This window comes from Streptomyces sp. NPDC088915, assembly GCF_044749825.1.
In the GTDB taxonomy this organism is placed as follows: Bacteria; Actinomycetota; Actinomycetes; order Streptomycetales; family Streptomycetaceae; genus Streptomyces.
Genome location: NZ_JBIVIR010000011.1, coordinates 107,143 through 121,626 on the forward strand (window position 1 = coordinate 107,143; position 14,484 = coordinate 121,626).

General features: G+C 71.0%; 11 protein-coding genes and 1 pseudogene. 10 read left to right on the plus strand and 2 right to left on the minus strand.

Going from position 1 to position 14,484, the window contains the following annotated elements:
- Nucleotides 1–111: 111 nt before the first annotated feature.
- The gene (locus ACIP5O_RS21150; protein WP_401295438.1) at nt 112–1,014 is read right to left on the minus strand and encodes a hypothetical protein; all 903 of its coding nucleotides are present in this window, start codon (nt 1,012–1,014) and stop codon (nt 112–114) included.
- Between the two features lie 275 nt (nt 1,015–1,289).
- Here ACIP5O_RS21150 and ACIP5O_RS21155 point away from each other — a divergent pair, with 275 nt between their 5' ends.
- Together ACIP5O_RS21155 and ACIP5O_RS21160 are read left to right on the plus strand one after the other, a co-directional pair.
- Nucleotides 1,290–2,540, plus strand: coding sequence for an MFS transporter (locus ACIP5O_RS21155; protein ID WP_401295440.1), 1,251 nt, complete (start codon nt 1,290–1,292; stop codon nt 2,538–2,540).
- Nucleotides 2,541–2,568: 28 nt separating this feature from the next.
- Nucleotides 2,569–3,252 (plus strand): hypothetical protein, encoded by a 684-nt coding sequence (locus ACIP5O_RS21160; protein WP_401295442.1) that lies wholly within the window; start codon nt 2,569–2,571, stop codon nt 3,250–3,252.
- On the opposite strand, the pseudogene ACIP5O_RS21165 reads toward ACIP5O_RS21160, so the two are convergent.
- Nucleotides 3,238–3,535: pseudogene (locus ACIP5O_RS21165) on the minus strand (transposase); the annotation flags it as partial. The gene ACIP5O_RS21160 and the pseudogene ACIP5O_RS21165 sit on opposite strands and share 15 nt — an antisense overlap.
- 532 nt (nt 3,536–4,067) lie before the next feature.
- Between ACIP5O_RS21165 and cas3 the strand changes: the two are divergent.
- The 8 genes from cas3 (at nt 4,068) to cas2e (ending at nt 14,465) form a co-directional block, all read left to right on the plus strand.
- Complete coding sequence (cas3, locus tag ACIP5O_RS21170) at nt 4,068–7,013, plus strand: CRISPR-associated helicase Cas3' (RefSeq protein WP_401295444.1); 2,946 nt, start codon at nt 4,068–4,070, stop codon at nt 7,011–7,013.
- 328 nt (nt 7,014–7,341) lie between these two features.
- Nucleotides 7,342–9,036 carry a type I-E CRISPR-associated protein Cse1/CasA gene (casA, locus tag ACIP5O_RS21175; protein WP_401295446.1) on the plus strand — a complete coding sequence of 565 codons (1,695 nt, stop codon included), beginning with the start codon at nt 7,342–7,344 and terminating at the stop codon, nt 9,034–9,036.
- A complete protein-coding gene (casB, locus tag ACIP5O_RS21180; RefSeq protein ID WP_401295448.1) occupies nt 9,033–10,205 on the plus strand; it encodes a type I-E CRISPR-associated protein Cse2/CasB in 1,173 nt (390 codons plus the stop codon). Before casA ends, casB begins: the two co-directional genes overlap by 4 nt.
- A 170-nt stretch (nt 10,206–10,375) precedes the next feature.
- Nucleotides 10,376–11,551 (plus strand): type I-E CRISPR-associated protein Cas7/Cse4/CasC, encoded by a 1,176-nt coding sequence (cas7e, locus tag ACIP5O_RS21185; RefSeq protein WP_401295450.1) that lies wholly within the window; start codon nt 10,376–10,378, stop codon nt 11,549–11,551.
- Nucleotides 11,548–12,336, plus strand: coding sequence for a type I-E CRISPR-associated protein Cas5/CasD (cas5e, locus tag ACIP5O_RS21190; protein ID WP_401295452.1), 789 nt, complete (start codon nt 11,548–11,550; stop codon nt 12,334–12,336). The genes cas7e and cas5e overlap by 4 nt, the downstream gene beginning before the upstream one ends.
- A 5-nt stretch (nt 12,337–12,341) precedes the next feature.
- Complete coding sequence (gene cas6e, locus ACIP5O_RS21195) at nt 12,342–13,145, plus strand: type I-E CRISPR-associated protein Cas6/Cse3/CasE (RefSeq protein ID WP_401295781.1); 804 nt, start codon at nt 12,342–12,344, stop codon at nt 13,143–13,145.
- The gene (gene cas1e / locus ACIP5O_RS21200) at nt 13,138–14,148 is read left to right on the plus strand and encodes a type I-E CRISPR-associated endonuclease Cas1e (protein WP_401295454.1); all 1,011 of its coding nucleotides are present in this window, start codon (nt 13,138–13,140) and stop codon (nt 14,146–14,148) included. The genes cas6e and cas1e overlap by 8 nt, the downstream gene beginning before the upstream one ends.
- Complete coding sequence (gene cas2e / locus ACIP5O_RS21205; RefSeq protein ID WP_401295456.1) at nt 14,145–14,465, plus strand: type I-E CRISPR-associated endoribonuclease Cas2e; 321 nt, start codon at nt 14,145–14,147, stop codon at nt 14,463–14,465. The genes cas1e and cas2e overlap by 4 nt, the downstream gene beginning before the upstream one ends.
- Nucleotides 14,466–14,484: the final 19 nt, after the last annotated feature.

The window sequence follows — 14,484 nt, forward strand, 5'->3', positions numbered from 1 at the left end:
CCGCACACGGCGGGGCCGGTGAAAGGGGTACGGCCGCCCGCGGAAGGGGACGGTCCGGTGCCCGGGACGCGACGGTCGTCCGATCCGTCGGCGGCCCCGGGAAGCCGGCTGTCAGACGACAGCGGTTCCGGCCGGAGGACCCCGTGAGGTGAGGGAGTGGGCGAGGAGACGGCCCTGGAGGAGATGCGCGCCGAAGTCCCGCGGCGGACGCGGGCGGGGGCACCGGGGTGCCGGCGCGAACAGGGCGGACAGGAGGCGCAGGGGCACCCGCAGCCAGTGCGCGAGGACGCGCAGCAGACGGAAGGCGCCCCGCTCCGCGTGGGCGAGCCAGAGGCCGCAGAGGAGCGCGGCCAGCAGATGGGCGGCCAGCATGCCCGTTCCGGCTCCGCCCGCCATGTCGTGCCCGGCCGCGCCGTCCATGCCGGTCGTCCAGGCCGTGGCCACGTTCGTCAGGTCGTGGCCGGAGCCGCCGTGCACGGCCGTCGTCCCGGTCGCGGCCGTGTTCGTCAGGTCGTGCCCGGCCGTGCCCGCCCCGGTGTGCGCGCTCGGCGCTCCGTGGGCCAGGTGCGCGGCGTGCCCGTCGGCGAAGGAGGATCCGGGAGGCGGCTGCGAGACCTTCCCGCCGAGCCCGGCGGCCTCGACGATCCGGAGCGCGTCCTGGACGGACAGGGGGTCGTCCGGGCCGAGACCGCAGGTCAGGAACCCGGCCCACTGCCGGGCGAAGGACGCCCCGCTCGGCGGCGCGGGCGACGGGCGGGCGACCGACTGCGCCAGGGTGAAGGCCGTGTGCAGCAGGGCCTGGACGGCCACGGACGCCCCGGTGACGACCGGCAGGGACCGCTCGCGCGCGGTCAGCGGCCAGGCCGCCGCCACCGTGCCCGCCGACGCCGCCAGTACGCCCCACCAGGGCAGGGGCGTCCCCGACATCAGGACGTGGCCGAGAGCCGCGAGCAGCACACACGCGGCCGCGAACAGCGCGGCCCGTACGGCTCGGGAGCATCGGCCTGGAGTCATGGCGGCTCATCCTCGTACCCGGGCGCGCGCCCCGGAACACCGCCGGAGCGCCTGAGGCGTCGCGACCGCCGCCATGCGTTCAAGTGACGTACGCCACAAGGGAGTCGGGGAACCGGGGCGCCCGTCCGTACGACTTCCTGCCCGTCGCTCTCCGGGGCGGAACCGGTGAATATCCGCCGTACGTTCGCCGGATGACCCCGGCGACCGGTCGCCGGTGACCGGCGACGACCGCCCGGGAGTCGGGACGCACTTCGGCATCGGGAACGGAGACGCTTGTGGCACCGCACGGGACGGCACGGTCCTCCTCGCCCGGAGAAGGCCCGGCGCACTCCTCGCCGCCCACGAAGGAACCGGCGGCGCCCGTCGAGGGACCGACGCGCCGACTGACCGCCCTGCTCACCGGAGCGATGGCGTTCTCCATGCTCCAGCTCTTCCTCCTGGGCGCGCTCGGACCGCGCCTGCTCGCCGACCTCGACGTGTCGCCGACCGTGCTCGGGCTGACCACGACGGTCGGGTTCGGCACCGCGGCTCTGCTGTCCCCGGTCGGCGGACGGATCGTGGACCGGATCGGCCCCCGGCGCTCGCTGGTGGCACTCCTGCTGGTCGCGTCCCTCGCCCTCGCCCTGATCGGCACGGCTCCCGGGCCCGCCCTGCTGCTCGGCGCGGTCGCCCTCGGCGGCGTCCCGCAGGCGCTCGCCAACCCGGCCACCAACAAGGCGATCCTGGCGGCCGTCGTCCCCGAGCGGCGCGGCACGGTCACCGGGGCGAAGCAGTCGGGGGTGCAACTGGGCGCGTTCGCGGCCGGGTTGCCGCTGGCCGCCCTCGCGGCCGGTCCCGGCTGGCGCGCCGCCGTCTGGACCGCCGCGGGCGCGGCGCTCGTCACCGCCGTCCTGGCCCACCGCGCACTGCCCGCCGACCCTTTGCGCACCGGCCGGCCGGTGCCGCCGCTCGGGCCCCCACGGGGCATGACCGCCTGGCTCTGCGTCTACTCCCTGTTCCTGGGGGCGGGCATCGCCTCGGTCAACACCTACCTCGCGCTGTACGGGGCCAGGGCACTGGGCCTCGGTGCGACGGTCGCGGCGGCCCTGGTCGCCGTGCTCGGGATCACCGGGATCGCGGGCCGGGTCGGCTGGTCCCGGGCCGCGCGTCCCGGACGCGCCGAACGCCTGCCCGCGCTGCTCGCCTGCGGCGCCCTCGTGGCCGCCTGCCTGCTCGCCGCCGCCCGTTGGGCCGGACCGCTGGTGTGGGTCGGCGCGGCGGCGGTGGGGGTCTTCGCCGTCTCCGCGAACGCCGTGTCGATGGTCCTGGTCATGCAGCGGACCGCCCCGGACCGGGCCGGGCAGGACTCGGCGCTGGTCGCCGCGGGGTTCTTCGCGGGCTTCGCGCTGGGGCCGCCGGGCTTCGCCCCGCTCGCGGAGGCGGACCGCTACGGCACCGGCTGGCTGCTGGTCGCCGCCGAGTTCGCGGTGGCCGGGGCCGTCGCGTACGCCTGGTCCCGGCGGGACGTGCGGGGGAGCGGGCTGTGATCCCCGGGGCCGGGCGGGAGACGGCCGTATGACCTCCGAGAGCTGGGCCGGGCCCGCCCTGGCGGCGGTGACGGAACGGGTCGGCGTGATCGAGCGGGCCGTCGGAGACCGTTTCCCCCTGTACGCCGACCCCACCGACGGCACGTGGACGACGACCGGCCGCGGTGCGTGGACCGGCGGGTTCTGGGCCGGGCTGCTGTGGCTCCGGGCCCTGCGCACCCGCACCACGGCCGACCGCCGCGCCGCCGCCGCGTGCACGGCCCGGCTGGAGCCCTGGGTCGGGGCCGACACCGTCACCCGGGGACTGATCCTCTGGTACGGCACCGCGCTCGCGGACGGCGCACCGGCGGCTTGTGGCCTCGGAGCCACGGGTCGGGCCGGTACCGGGATCGAAACCGGCACGGGCACCGGCTCTGGCACCGGAGCCGCCCTGCTCCGCGACCGGGCCGCGCGTGCCCTGCTCGCCGACCGCGATCCCGCCCTGGGGATCGTCCCCTGGGGCGGGGCCTTCGGCGGGCCCCGGCTCCTGGCCCGTGCCGACGGCGTCCCGGGAATGGTGCCGCTGCTCGCCACCGTCGCCCCGGACGCCGCCGCCGACCACCTCCGCCGCCACCTCGACCTCTGCCTCGACGCCGATGTCCCCCCTCGTGCTGGTGCCGACCCCGAGCCCGATCCCGAGCCTGAGCTCGCCCCCGGCCTAGGGCCTGTCTGACAAATGATCACAATCTGGTTTCGCGGAGCCAAAGGACCAGCGAGGCCAGAACGACTCCGGCACGGTAGCGGTCGGCGAGCTTGTCGAATCCGGTCGCGATCGCGCGGAACTGCTTGGGGCGTGCGAAGCGTCGTTCGACCACGTTGCGCTCGCGGTAGACCTCCTCGTCGAAGGCGGGCGGCCGGCCGCTTGATCGCGGCGCTCGGGGCATCGTGACGGCGATGCCGCGGCGCCGCAGCAGGTGCCGGATCGCCCGGCTGGAGTAAGCCTTGTCGCCCAGCACTCGCGGCCCGGTCCAGGAGCAACCCCCGCGGACGCGGGAACGACGGGCCACAGGGTGTCGATGGTGTCCGGACCGCCGAGCAACCCCTGCGGACGCAGGGACGACTCATAGTGCCCGAAGGGGTGTCCCCCTGTCAGCGAGAAACCCCCGCGCACGCGGGGACAACGGTAGGGACCTTCCCCGCGCTTCGTTCTCACCCGGACAACCCCGCAGGCGCGGGGACGACGTGGTGTCCATCGCGATCAGGGTGACGGTGCCGGAGTAACCCCTGCGGACGGTGACATCCGCGCGAGCCGCCCGACCGCCATGTGCGGACGACCCCCGCGGACGCAGGGACGACATTGTGACACCCAGCTCTCAGGACTGGCCCGTTGAGCAACCCCTGCGGACGCGGGGACGACCCTTCGTGACCTGCGGTGATGCCAGCAAGGGCCACGGTTTTCCTTTACATGCATTTCGCTCCGGCTGCTGTCCCGAGGGCGTTGTCAGTGCCAGGACCTATGGTGTCAGGACTTCGGCACTGGGGGTAACAATGGCGGACCATGGGGGTTCGGTCGTCGCGTTGATGAAGGCGATGGGGCTGTCGCCGGAGGCCGTGGAGCGGGTGTCGCGGTTGTGGGGGAAGTCGGCGGCCAGGAATGGTGGCCGGACGCATCTGTTGCTGGGGCACCTGCTGGATACAGCGGCTGTGGCCGGCGTGATGTGGGACCGGTACCTGTCGGTGGCGTTTCGGCGGCGGCTGGACGAGGTCAGTGGTGGCCGGGGGCGGCTGTGGTTTATGTGGGTGTGCGGTATTCACGACTGTGGGAAGGCTTGTCCGGCATTTCAGGCGATGGACGTGGCGGAGGCCGCGCCGGTGCTGGCGGCAGGTCTGGGGTGGGGGCGGCTGCCGACGAACCGGCGGAAGATGTGGCGTCATGATGTGGCCGGGGCCGCGCTGTTGAAGCCGAGGTTGGTCGCCGAATGGGAGAGTGAGGAGGCTGCTGGGTGGGTGTGGCCGCTGGTGGCCGGGCATCACGGGACGTTTCCGTCGGTCTGTGACCTTGATCCACCGCACCGGGAGGTCCAGGGTCGGGGCGCTGCCTGGGAGGAGGCGCAGCGTGCGGTGGTGGACGTGTTCACTCGCGCGGTCGGCTTCGATGATTTGGCGGACGTGCGGCCGGTGGGTGCCTTGCGGAAGGCGGAGCAGCTTGTGCTGTCGGGGCTGATCGTGATGGCGGACTGGATTGCGAGTGACAGCCGCCAGTTCGTGGGCCTGGCGGACGCGGAGCTGATTTCGTTCGACGGAGCCCAGGGCCGTGCGGAGGCAGCGTGGGAGCGGCTGGGGCTGCGGGGCGGTTGGCGGAGTCTGCCTCTGCCGCGGAGGTGGCTGGATCCGCTGACCGGGCGGCTGGGTGTGACGCCGCGGGCGTCGCAGCGGGAGTTGCTGGAGCGGGCGTGGTCAATGCCGGTGCCGGGGCTCATGCTCGTCGAGGCTCCGATGGGGGAGGGCAAGACGAAGGGGGCGCTCGCAGCCGCCGAGGTCTTGGCGGCGCGGTTCGGTCTCGACGGTGTGTTCGTGGCGATGCCGTCTCAGGCGACGAGCGACCCGATGTACGAGCAGGTGCTGCAGTGGGTGCGCACCTTCGATCCGGAACTCGAGTCGCAGGTGGCGCTCTTGCACGGGCGTCGGCGTTTCAACGCTTGGTGGCGGGCTATCTGGGAGGGGAAGCCGCGGCCCGACGACGAGGGTTGCGGTTGTGACAGCGTCGGGGCGGAGGGTGTGTCCGCGGACGACGACTTCGGCGCCATTGGTGAGGACGCCGAGTACGGCATGCCGCCGGCCGAACCGGCGTTCGCGGGCAGTACGGGTTCGGAGACGGACAGCCCGGCGCATTGGTTTCTCGGTAATAAGCGGGGACTGCTCACCGCGTTCGCGGTGGGTACGGTGGATCATCTGCTGTATGCGGCGACCCGTACGCGGCACGTCATGCTCCGGTTCGCCGGGCTGGCGGGAAAGGTCGTGGTCGTCGACGAGGTGCACGCCGCGGATGTGTACATGCGACAGTTCCTCGTTGAGTCCCTTCGGTGGCTTGGTCAGGCCGGAGTTCCGGTGGTGCTGCTGTCGGCGACGCTGCCGCCCGCGCAGCGGCAGCTGTTCGTGGACGCCTACCTGTCGGGCGTCCTGGGGAAGGCGGATGTGCATCAGCCGGTTCCGGAGCCGGCCGGGTATCCGTGTGTGACGGTCGCCTACGGTGTGGAAGGCCGGGCGGTTGCCGAGTCCTCGCGTGAGGTGGTGCCGTCGTGGCGTGAGTCGGTGCCTGTGGAGCTCGCCTGGCTGCCCGACACCGAGACTGCCGGTGTGCGAGTGTCCGAAGCGGTGCGGGTGTCCGTAGTCGACGGTGGAGTCGCCCTGGTGGTGGTCAATGAGGTCGCCCGGGCGCAGGCGGTCTACGACGAGTTGCAGAACGGCGGGTTTGACGGCGAGCTGCATCTGCTGCATGCCCGGCTGTGCGCCGCGCACCGCGGGGACCGGACCGAGGAGTGCCTGCGTCTGATGGGGCCGAAAGCTGGAGAGCAACGGCCCCGGCGCATGGTGGTGATCGCCACGCAGCTTGCGGAGCAGTCCTTCGACGTGGACGCCGATGTGCTGATCACCGATCTGGCTCCCACTGACCTGCTTCTGCAGCGGATCGGCAGGTTGCATCGCCACAGTGGCACCCGTCGGCCGGATGCCCACCGGGTGCCACGGGTGCTGGTCACCGGGGTGACGGGTGCGCGGGACGGGATTCCGCGGTTTCTGAGGGCCTCGGAGGCGATCTACGGCCGGTGGTCCTTGCTGCGGGCGGCGGCCCTCGTCATGGAAGCCGCCGGTCCTCTGCCGACCCCGGATGGTGGAGAACCGCTGCAGGGGGAGTGGGAGAGCGCGAAGTGGAGTATTCCGGCCGATGTGCCGGGCCTGGTGGCGCGGGCCTATGGGAGTGAGGCGGTCTGCCCGGGAGACTGGCCCGAGGCCGAGGCCCGGGAGGAGTGGCAGGCCAAAGAGCTGAAGCGGGCGGGGAGAGCCGAGGGGTTTCTCCTGTGTCGTCAGCGGGAGTGGGCTTTCCCCACGCTTGAAGGTCTCCACTATGCGGGCAGCCGGGCTGCAACAGAGGAGCAGCTCGACGCCGTTGTCCGGGACGGTGATCCCACCGTCGAAGCGGTGATCGTCCGCCAGGTGCCCGGCGGTTACCGGACCTATGACGGCACCTGGCTCGGAGTGCACGGCGAGGTGGACGACGACGAGGTGACGGACCGGCTGATGGGCGGCATCGTTCGCCTGCCGTCCAGGCTCGCGGCCGTTGCCCGGGCCGAGCTGCGGCCGCTTCCGGGGTGGGTGGGCCGGCCGTGGCTGCAGTACCAGTTGGCGCTGGTGCTGGAGGAGGACGGTATGCGGCTGCTGGGGAAGGACCGGGTGGCGTATGACGACGTTCTCGGTCTGGTCGTCGAGCGTCAGTGAGTGGTGGAGCGTGTGGAGCCTCCCCGTGGTTCCGTCACCCCCGCTTGTGCGGGGACCACGTGAAGCACCGAACGGGAACACCCCCGGCTTTGCGGGGAAACGGGAAGCGCTCCACACGCCACGCCAGGTAGAGCCTATCGAGCCTTTGGCCATGGCTCGGGGATGGCTGAATGTTGCTGTGGGAGATCGGCCAACCAGCTTGTAAGCAGCGAACGTTGTGTGCAAGCGTGAGAAGTGGCGAGGCGATGCGGGCCTGGGGAGAACCGCATCGGGCCGCCGTCCCCATGTCCATAAGGACGTGGGTTGCATCATGGAGGGGGAAGCCGCCATGGACGTCAATGGAGACCTGGTCCACGGCGCGGCGCTGACCGCGGTCGGCTTGGATGGTGTCACAAAGCCCGCCGGTCTGCTGAACATCTTGACCCAAGCGCACAGCGTCCGGCGCCTTGAGCTCCCGGTGCACACGATGCTGCCGGTGGTAATCCGCCAGCTGTTGCTGCCCGTCATGTTCGACGCCCTGGGTGTGCCGCGGAATCGGAAGGAATGGGGTGAGTGGTTCAGGCGCGGGAAGTTCTCCGGGCAGGAGCTGGAACGCCTCACGCACTACCTGGGGCCCGAGCGCTACGGAGACCGTTTCCGGCTGTTCGCTGCCGAGCGCCCGTTCGCGCAAGTCGCCTGCCTGAAGGCGTTGAACGGGGAGACGAAGTCGGCCGCGCAGCTGGTGCCGTCGGTGGCGTCGGGCAACAACGTGCCGCTGTTCAGCGCGCTGAGTGAGGCCGACGAGCTGTTGCTGACGCCCGGTGACGCCCTGCTCTGGTTGCTGCACGTGCACTGCTGGGACACGGCGTCGATCAAAACCGGCGCCGAAGGGGACCCGCAGGCGAAGAACGGGAAGACGACTGGCAACCCCACCGGGCCGCTCGGTCAGCTCGGCACCGTCGTCCCTGTCGGTGAGACTCTGTACGAGACGCTGCTGCTGAACACACCGGTGCTGCCCGACGGTCTGGCGGCCGGCGACCGGCCGCAGTGGGCGTGGGACGAGCGTCCGGCGGGCCTCGGCTGCAAGTCGCCGGCCTCCCCGGCATGGTCGGAGCGCCCGGCGAGTGGCCTACTGGACCTGCTGACCTTCCAGGCCCGCCGGGTCCGTCTGTTCACCTGTGAGATGGAGCAAGGCCTGCGGGTGAACAAGGTGATCGTGTCCGCCGGCGACCGGCTGGCCCGAACGCCCGATGACGACCCGCACACCGCCTGGCACCACACGGCCAAGCCGAAGAAGGACCAGCCCCACCGGCGGCCCCGCCGGCATGCCTCCGGCCGGGCAGCCTGGCAGGGACTGAGCACCCTGCTGGCGATGGCTCTGCCGAAGGACGGCGACGGCCCGTACACGTCACAGTTGCTGCGCCAGATCGGCGACCTGCAGTCCGATCAGGTACTTGCCGGACAGTACCCGCTCGGCGTGGAGATCTCGGGCCTGGAGTACGGCAACCAGTCCGCCGTGGTGGAAAATGCCATCGGCGACGACCTGCCCCTTCCCGTGAACGCTCTGCTCGCTCAGGACAAATGGCTGCGCGAGGCACTGCTGGAGTGCGTGGACCAGGCCGACCTGGTCGCCCGGGCTCTCGACGGCCTGAACAACGACCTGCGGCGCGCCTCAGGCGGCGATCCGCTACCCCGGGACAAGGGCAGCCGGCCCTCCGCGCAGTTCCTCCACTCCCTCGACCGGACGATGCGCCGCCTGCTCGTCGGGCTGCGGACCGTCGGTGCGGATGACGATGAGCTTCTGGAACGCGCCCAGCTCGCGTGGGAGCAGACCGTGTGGATCGCTGCGGGCAGGGAGGCCGACCTTCTGCTCGCCGCCGTCCCGCCGCGCGCCATCGTGGGACGCACGGTCAAGAACGGCGACAAGGAGTTCGTGTACCGCAGCGGCAAGGCCATCGGCGTCTTCCGGAAGAAACTGGCAGAGATCCTGGAGCGTGCCGCCGAGGAACGTGGCACGGCTGCCGAGGAGGTGGCCGCGGCATGACGTCTTTCGACAGTTCACAGGCAGCGCGCGGCACGGCGGGCCGTGCACGCCCGTTCTTCTGGGAAGAAGCCGCCGAGGACTGGCATGCGGCACGGAGTGAGGGGCGGCGTGCAGAGTTTCCGGAGTATGTGACGCGGAAGCTCAGGGCTATAACGAAGGGCGCCGGCCGTGAGGCCGGCACCGTCGCGTCGATGCGGACGGTCCACCGGATCTTCCTTCCGGACGGTGAGCCGGACCGTCTTCCCGCTTCCTACCTTGCCGAGCACTACACGCTGACCCTGTTCGGTCTGCACCAGCATGCCGCGTCCAGCCCGGTCCACCAGGCGGGCGTTGGGCTGGGGACCGCGTGCCTGCGGCTGCAGCAAAGCCAGGCGCTGACCGAGTCCTCGGTGGAACGGCGGCTGATCGCGGCGGCCACCGCGCAGGATCTGCACGAACTGGCGCAGCACCTGCAGCGGCTTGTGCCGCTTCTGCGGCAGGCGGACATCGGTGTGGATTACACGCGTCTGTTCCGTGAGATGGCCCAGTGGGACGGGCCGGGGCGCAACCGGACGCTGCGGGCCTGGGGCCTGCAGTACACCGACCCGGGTGAAGAGGAAGGTGACCGTGCCGGAGAGGAGCCGGCGCCGTACTGGGCGACGTTCGTCCCCGGCAGCCGGGATGCCGGCGCTGAGCTGGCTGCGCTGCGCTCCGGCACCGGGCGGGAGGCGGGGACGGTTGCCGCGATGTGGCCGTTCCATCGCACCCGCATGGCGTCCGAGCGGCGTGACCGAGGTTCTCTGACCCGGGACCTGGCGGCCGAGCACACGGCCCTCACTCTGTTCGCACGGCACCAGCAGACGCACGCACAGCGGATGCACCTTCCGGGAGCAAGCCCTGGCACGGCCGCCGGCCTGCTCGCGCGAAAGGCTGCCGCCGGCGGCGAGGGAAAGAGCGCGACCGCGTCGCTGGAGAAGCGCTTCGGGGCCCTGCTGACCTCTAACGACTCCGACGAACTCGCCGCGCATCTGCGATCCCTCGTCCCGCTGCTGAACCGAGCGAGCGTCGAGCTCGACTACGACCAACTCCGCTCCGCTCTGCGGGCCTGGGACGATCCCCGTCGGCCGCACGCCGCCAGCAGACTTCGGCAGCGCTGGGACCTCGACTTCCACCGCGCCACGACTTCCTGACACCACCGATCGAGGGCAGTTCCGCCTGCCTCGCCGGCACGGGGTCGAGTCGCCGGCGTTCGGGTTCTCCGGACGCCGGCTACGCGGCCTCATGTCGTCAACCCGTTTCCGCATCCGCATTGTTCGCGCGCCCGTCTCCGTGGCGCCCCCTGCCTTCAAGGAGTCATGCCATGAGCCAGAAGCGTCTGTTCGTCGAGGTCCACATCCTGCAGAGCCTTCCCCCGTCCAACGTCAACCGGGACGACTCCGGGACCCCGAAGCAGGCCGTCTACGGCGGGGCCCGCCGAGCCCGCGTCTCCTCGCAGGCGTGGAAGCGGGCGACCCGGACCGAGTACGCCCGGCAGGTACCCGAGGCCGACCGGGCCACCCGCACCAAGCGGATCGCTACCCTGCTCGCCCAGCGGCTCATCCAGCCCGCCGATCAGGGCGGCGCCGGCCTCACCCAGGAGCAGGCCGACCGCCTGGCCGCCGCTCTGCTCGAGCCCCTGGGCATCACCAAGTCCGCCAAGAAGGACGACCAGTCCGCCTACCTGCTGTTCTTCGGCAAGAAGCAACTCGACGTCTTGGTGAAGCTGCTCGACGGGCGCGCCGCCGAGCTGGCTGCCCTGGCCGGTGAAGAGCTGAAGAGCGAGGTCAAGAAGCTGGCCGTCGTGCAGACGCTGTCCACCGGCCACCCGGCAGAGGTCGCCCTCTTCGGCCGCATGGTTGCCGACCTCCCCACGCTGAACGTGGACGCCTCCGTCCAGGTCGCGCACGCCCTGTCCACCCACGCCGTGCGCACCGAGTTCGACTACTACACCGCGGTCGACGACGAGAACACCGAGGACCACGGCGCTGGGATGATCGGCACCGTCGAGTTCAACTCCTCCACGCTGTACCGGTACGCCGTCCTTGGAGTGCACCAGCTCCGTGACAATCTCTCCGACGCCGACGAGACCCGCGAAACAGCGGTCCGCTTCGTCGACGCGTTCGCCCGTTCCATGCCGACCGGGCACCAGAACTCCTTCGCCCACCGCACCCTGCCCCACCTGGTGCTGCTGACGGTTCGCACCGACCAGCCGGTGAACCTCGTTTCCGCCTACGAGGAGCCCGTCACCGGTGTCACCGGCCTGGCCGCCGAGTCCGTGGTGCGGCTCGCCGACGAGCTTCGGGCGGTCGGTGATACCTGGGGCAACAAGCCGCTGCGGACCCTGGCCACCTATACCGCCGAGGGCGACAAGGTCACTGAGGTCTTCGGCTCCTCCCTGCCCTTCCCCTCCCTCCTCGACTCGGTCAACGCCCTGGTCGGCGAGTGGCTCAACGGCGGCGGAATCACCCCCTCCGAAGCTTCGGAGGCCAGCGCGTGACGACCGTCAGCGACCACTGCGTCCTAGTGCTGCGGCTGGCCGCCCCCCTGCAGTCCTGGGGCGGCCCCTCCCGCTACAACCGGCGCGAAACACGCCCCCAGCCCACCAAGTCCGGTGTCCTCGGCCTTCTGGCTGCCGCCGAAGGCCGCGACCGTGAGGCGTCCCTCACCGACCTGGTCGGCCTGCGACTCGGCGTCCGGGTCGATCAACCCGGCACTTTGCTGCGCGACTACCACACCTACAGCGACTACCGAGGAATCCCGCTGCTCTCGGCCAAGACCAATGCCAAGGGACAGCAGACCCGCACCACCCCGGCCAAGTACACCGGCGTCACCCAGCGCTTCTACCTCCAGGACGCCGTCTTCGTCGCCGCCCTGCAAGGACCGAAGCCATTGCTCGAGAGTCTGGAGGAGGCCGTACGCAACCCCGTCTACCCCCTCTCCCTCGGCCGTCGCTCCTGCCCGCCGGCCGGCCCCGTCAGCCTCGGTCTGCGTTCCGACACGGATCTGGAGGGCACGCTGAAGAACGTGCCGTGGCAGGCGGGCAACCACCGACGCGCCCAGGCCCAGGGCGCCACCGTGTCCTTGGAGGCCACCGTCGAGGACCCGGCCGGCGACCAGCTCGCCGTCGACGTCCCCGACACCTTCGACCTCAAGTCCGGAACCCGCTTCGGCCGTCGCGCCGTGCGCCACCTCTGGGTCACCCTGCCCACCGGCCTCGCCCAACCGGACACCGGCACCATCGGACAGTCCGACCACGACCCGTTCACTCTCCTGGGCTGGTGACCTACATGCCCTACCTGTCAAAGATCGCACTGAACCCGCGCCGTCGCACGGCCGTATCTCTGCTGTCCAGCCCCCACCGCCTGCACGCCGCCGTTCTCGCCGGACTGGCTGTACAGCCCGTCACCGAGCGGGTGCTGTGGCGGCTGGAGAACAACACCCCCCACCGGGCCGAAGTCCTCGTCCTCACCGAGAGCCGCCCTTCCTGGGCACACCTCATCGATGACGCCGGCTGGCCCGGAGCCGACGGAGGCGCCCCACTCATCGCCGACTACACACCACTCCTCGAACGCATCACCCGCGGCCGGGAGTTCGGCTTCCGCCTCACCGCCAACCCCGTCCAGAACGTCCCCCGACCTACCCGACCGAGTGAGGAACAAGCGGCCCGTCTCAAGGAGGAAGCCAACCACGGCAACCGACACCGCGGATTCCGCGTAGCCCACCGCACCGTGGAACAGCAGCTCACATGGCTGCTCAAGCGGAGCGAACGCCACGGCTTCACCATCCCCGACGCGACGGCTACGCCTCCCGGACCCGGCCTACAGGCAGGCGGTGGCCAACCAGAAGCGCCGGCACCGTCGGCGGGGCCAGCGGTCGCCATCGTCAGCCGTGACACCCTGCGCTTCACCAAGCACAAGGCCGGCCCCCGTGTCACCCTGTCCACCGCCACCTTCGAAGGGCGCCTGCGCGTCACCGATCCTGATGCGCTGCGCTCCGCCCTCCTTGGCGGCATCGGCCCCGCCAAGGGTTACGGACAGGGCCTCCTCACGCTGGCACCACTGCGCCCCACGGAAAGGGCCGACCATGGCTGACCCCTGGTGGCGGACCGGGCCTCAGGATGTCCACCGGCTCGAGGACCGCATCAGCAGCCTCTACGCCGAACGCTGCCACATCGACCGCGATGACAACGCCATCGTCCTGGTCAACAAGGCACGAACCATCCACGTCCCGGCCGCCTGGCTCGCCGTCCTCCTCGTCGGTCCTGGCAGCCGCATCACCCACCCTGCCGTCACCCTGCTCGCCGACTCCGGCACCGCCGTGTGCTGGGTCGGCGAGCAAGGCGTGCGCCTCTACGCCACCGGCACCAGCACAGCGAGAGGGTCACAGCTTCAGCTACGGCAGGCATGGCTGGTCACCCGTCCCAAGGAACGCGTCGCTGTGGCCCGCCGCATGTATGACGTGCGATTCCCCGGCGAGGACACCACCGGCCTGACCCTCCAGCAACTGAGAGGCAGAGAAGGCACCCGCATCCGCCGCCTCTACTCCCAACACGCGCAGCGCACCGGCGTCCCCTGGACGAAACGCGACTACAAGCCCGGCGACGCCTTCGCCGCCGGTGACGACGTCAACCGCCTCCTGTCCGCCGCCAACTCTGCCCTCTACGGCATCTGTCACGCGGCAATTACCGGGCTTGGCGCCAGTCCCGCCCTCGGCTTCGTCCACACCGGAAACGCGCTCTCTTTCGTACTGGACATCGCCGACCTCTACAAGGCCGAGTTCACCATCCCGCTCGCCTTCGACCTCACAGCCCAAGGCCTAACCTCGGAACGCGACGCACGCACTGCCCTGCGGGACGCCATCGTCCGCGGCAAACTCCTGCCCCGCATCGTCGCCGACATCAAACGGCTCCTCGTCCCCGAGGAAACCGACCTCGTTGACGAGGACCTCGGCGCACTCTGGGACGACGGCGACACCGTCGTCAGCAGCGGCCGTAACTGGAGTGCCACGGACCACCTTGACATCATCCCGGAGACCCCTGAGCCCTCGGAGCGGCCCGAGTCGGACGACACCACCTCCGGGGGCCCAGCCTCATGAGCGTCGGCACCACTGTGATCGTCCTCATCGCAGCCCCGCCCGGGCTCCGCGGCCACCTCACCCGATGGTTCGTCGAAGTCGCCGCTGGCATCTTCGTCGGCAATCCCAACCCGCGCATCCGTGACCGGCTCTGGGCCATCCTCACCGACCGCATCCACGACGGCCAAGCTGTCATGATCGAACCCGCGACAACCGAACAGGGCTGGACCACCCGCACCGCTGGCCGCGACCGCTGGACCCCCGTCGACTTCGACGGCCTCACCCTCATCGCCCGTCCGCGCCAAGGCGGACAGGCGTGGCGTCCCCAAACTACGTGAAGTAGAACAGCATGATCGC

Bases quoted from the DNA above. Each gene is read 5' to 3' on its own strand.
- cas1e (WP_401295454.1), top strand. From the start codon at position 13,138: ATGGCTGACCCCTGGTGGCGGACCGGGCCTCAGGATGTCCACCGGCTC.
- casB (WP_401295448.1), top strand. From the start codon at position 9,033: ATGACGTCTTTCGACAGTTCACAGGCAGCGCGCGGCACGGCGGGCCGT.
- casA (WP_401295446.1), top strand. From the start codon at position 7,342: ATGGACGTCAATGGAGACCTGGTCCACGGCGCGGCGCTGACCGCGGTC.
- cas3 (WP_401295444.1), top strand. From the start codon at position 4,068: ATGGCGGACCATGGGGGTTCGGTCGTCGCGTTGATGAAGGCGATGGGG.
- ACIP5O_RS21150 (WP_401295438.1), bottom strand. From the start codon at position 1,014: ATGACTCCAGGCCGATGCTCCCGAGCCGTACGGGCCGCGCTGTTCGCG.
- ACIP5O_RS21160 (WP_401295442.1), top strand. From the start codon at position 2,569: ATGACCTCCGAGAGCTGGGCCGGGCCCGCCCTGGCGGCGGTGACGGAA.
- cas6e (WP_401295781.1), top strand. From the start codon at position 12,342: ATGCCCTACCTGTCAAAGATCGCACTGAACCCGCGCCGTCGCACGGCC.
- cas7e (WP_401295450.1), top strand. From the start codon at position 10,376: ATGAGCCAGAAGCGTCTGTTCGTCGAGGTCCACATCCTGCAGAGCCTT.
- cas2e (WP_401295456.1), top strand. From the start codon at position 14,145: ATGAGCGTCGGCACCACTGTGATCGTCCTCATCGCAGCCCCGCCCGGG.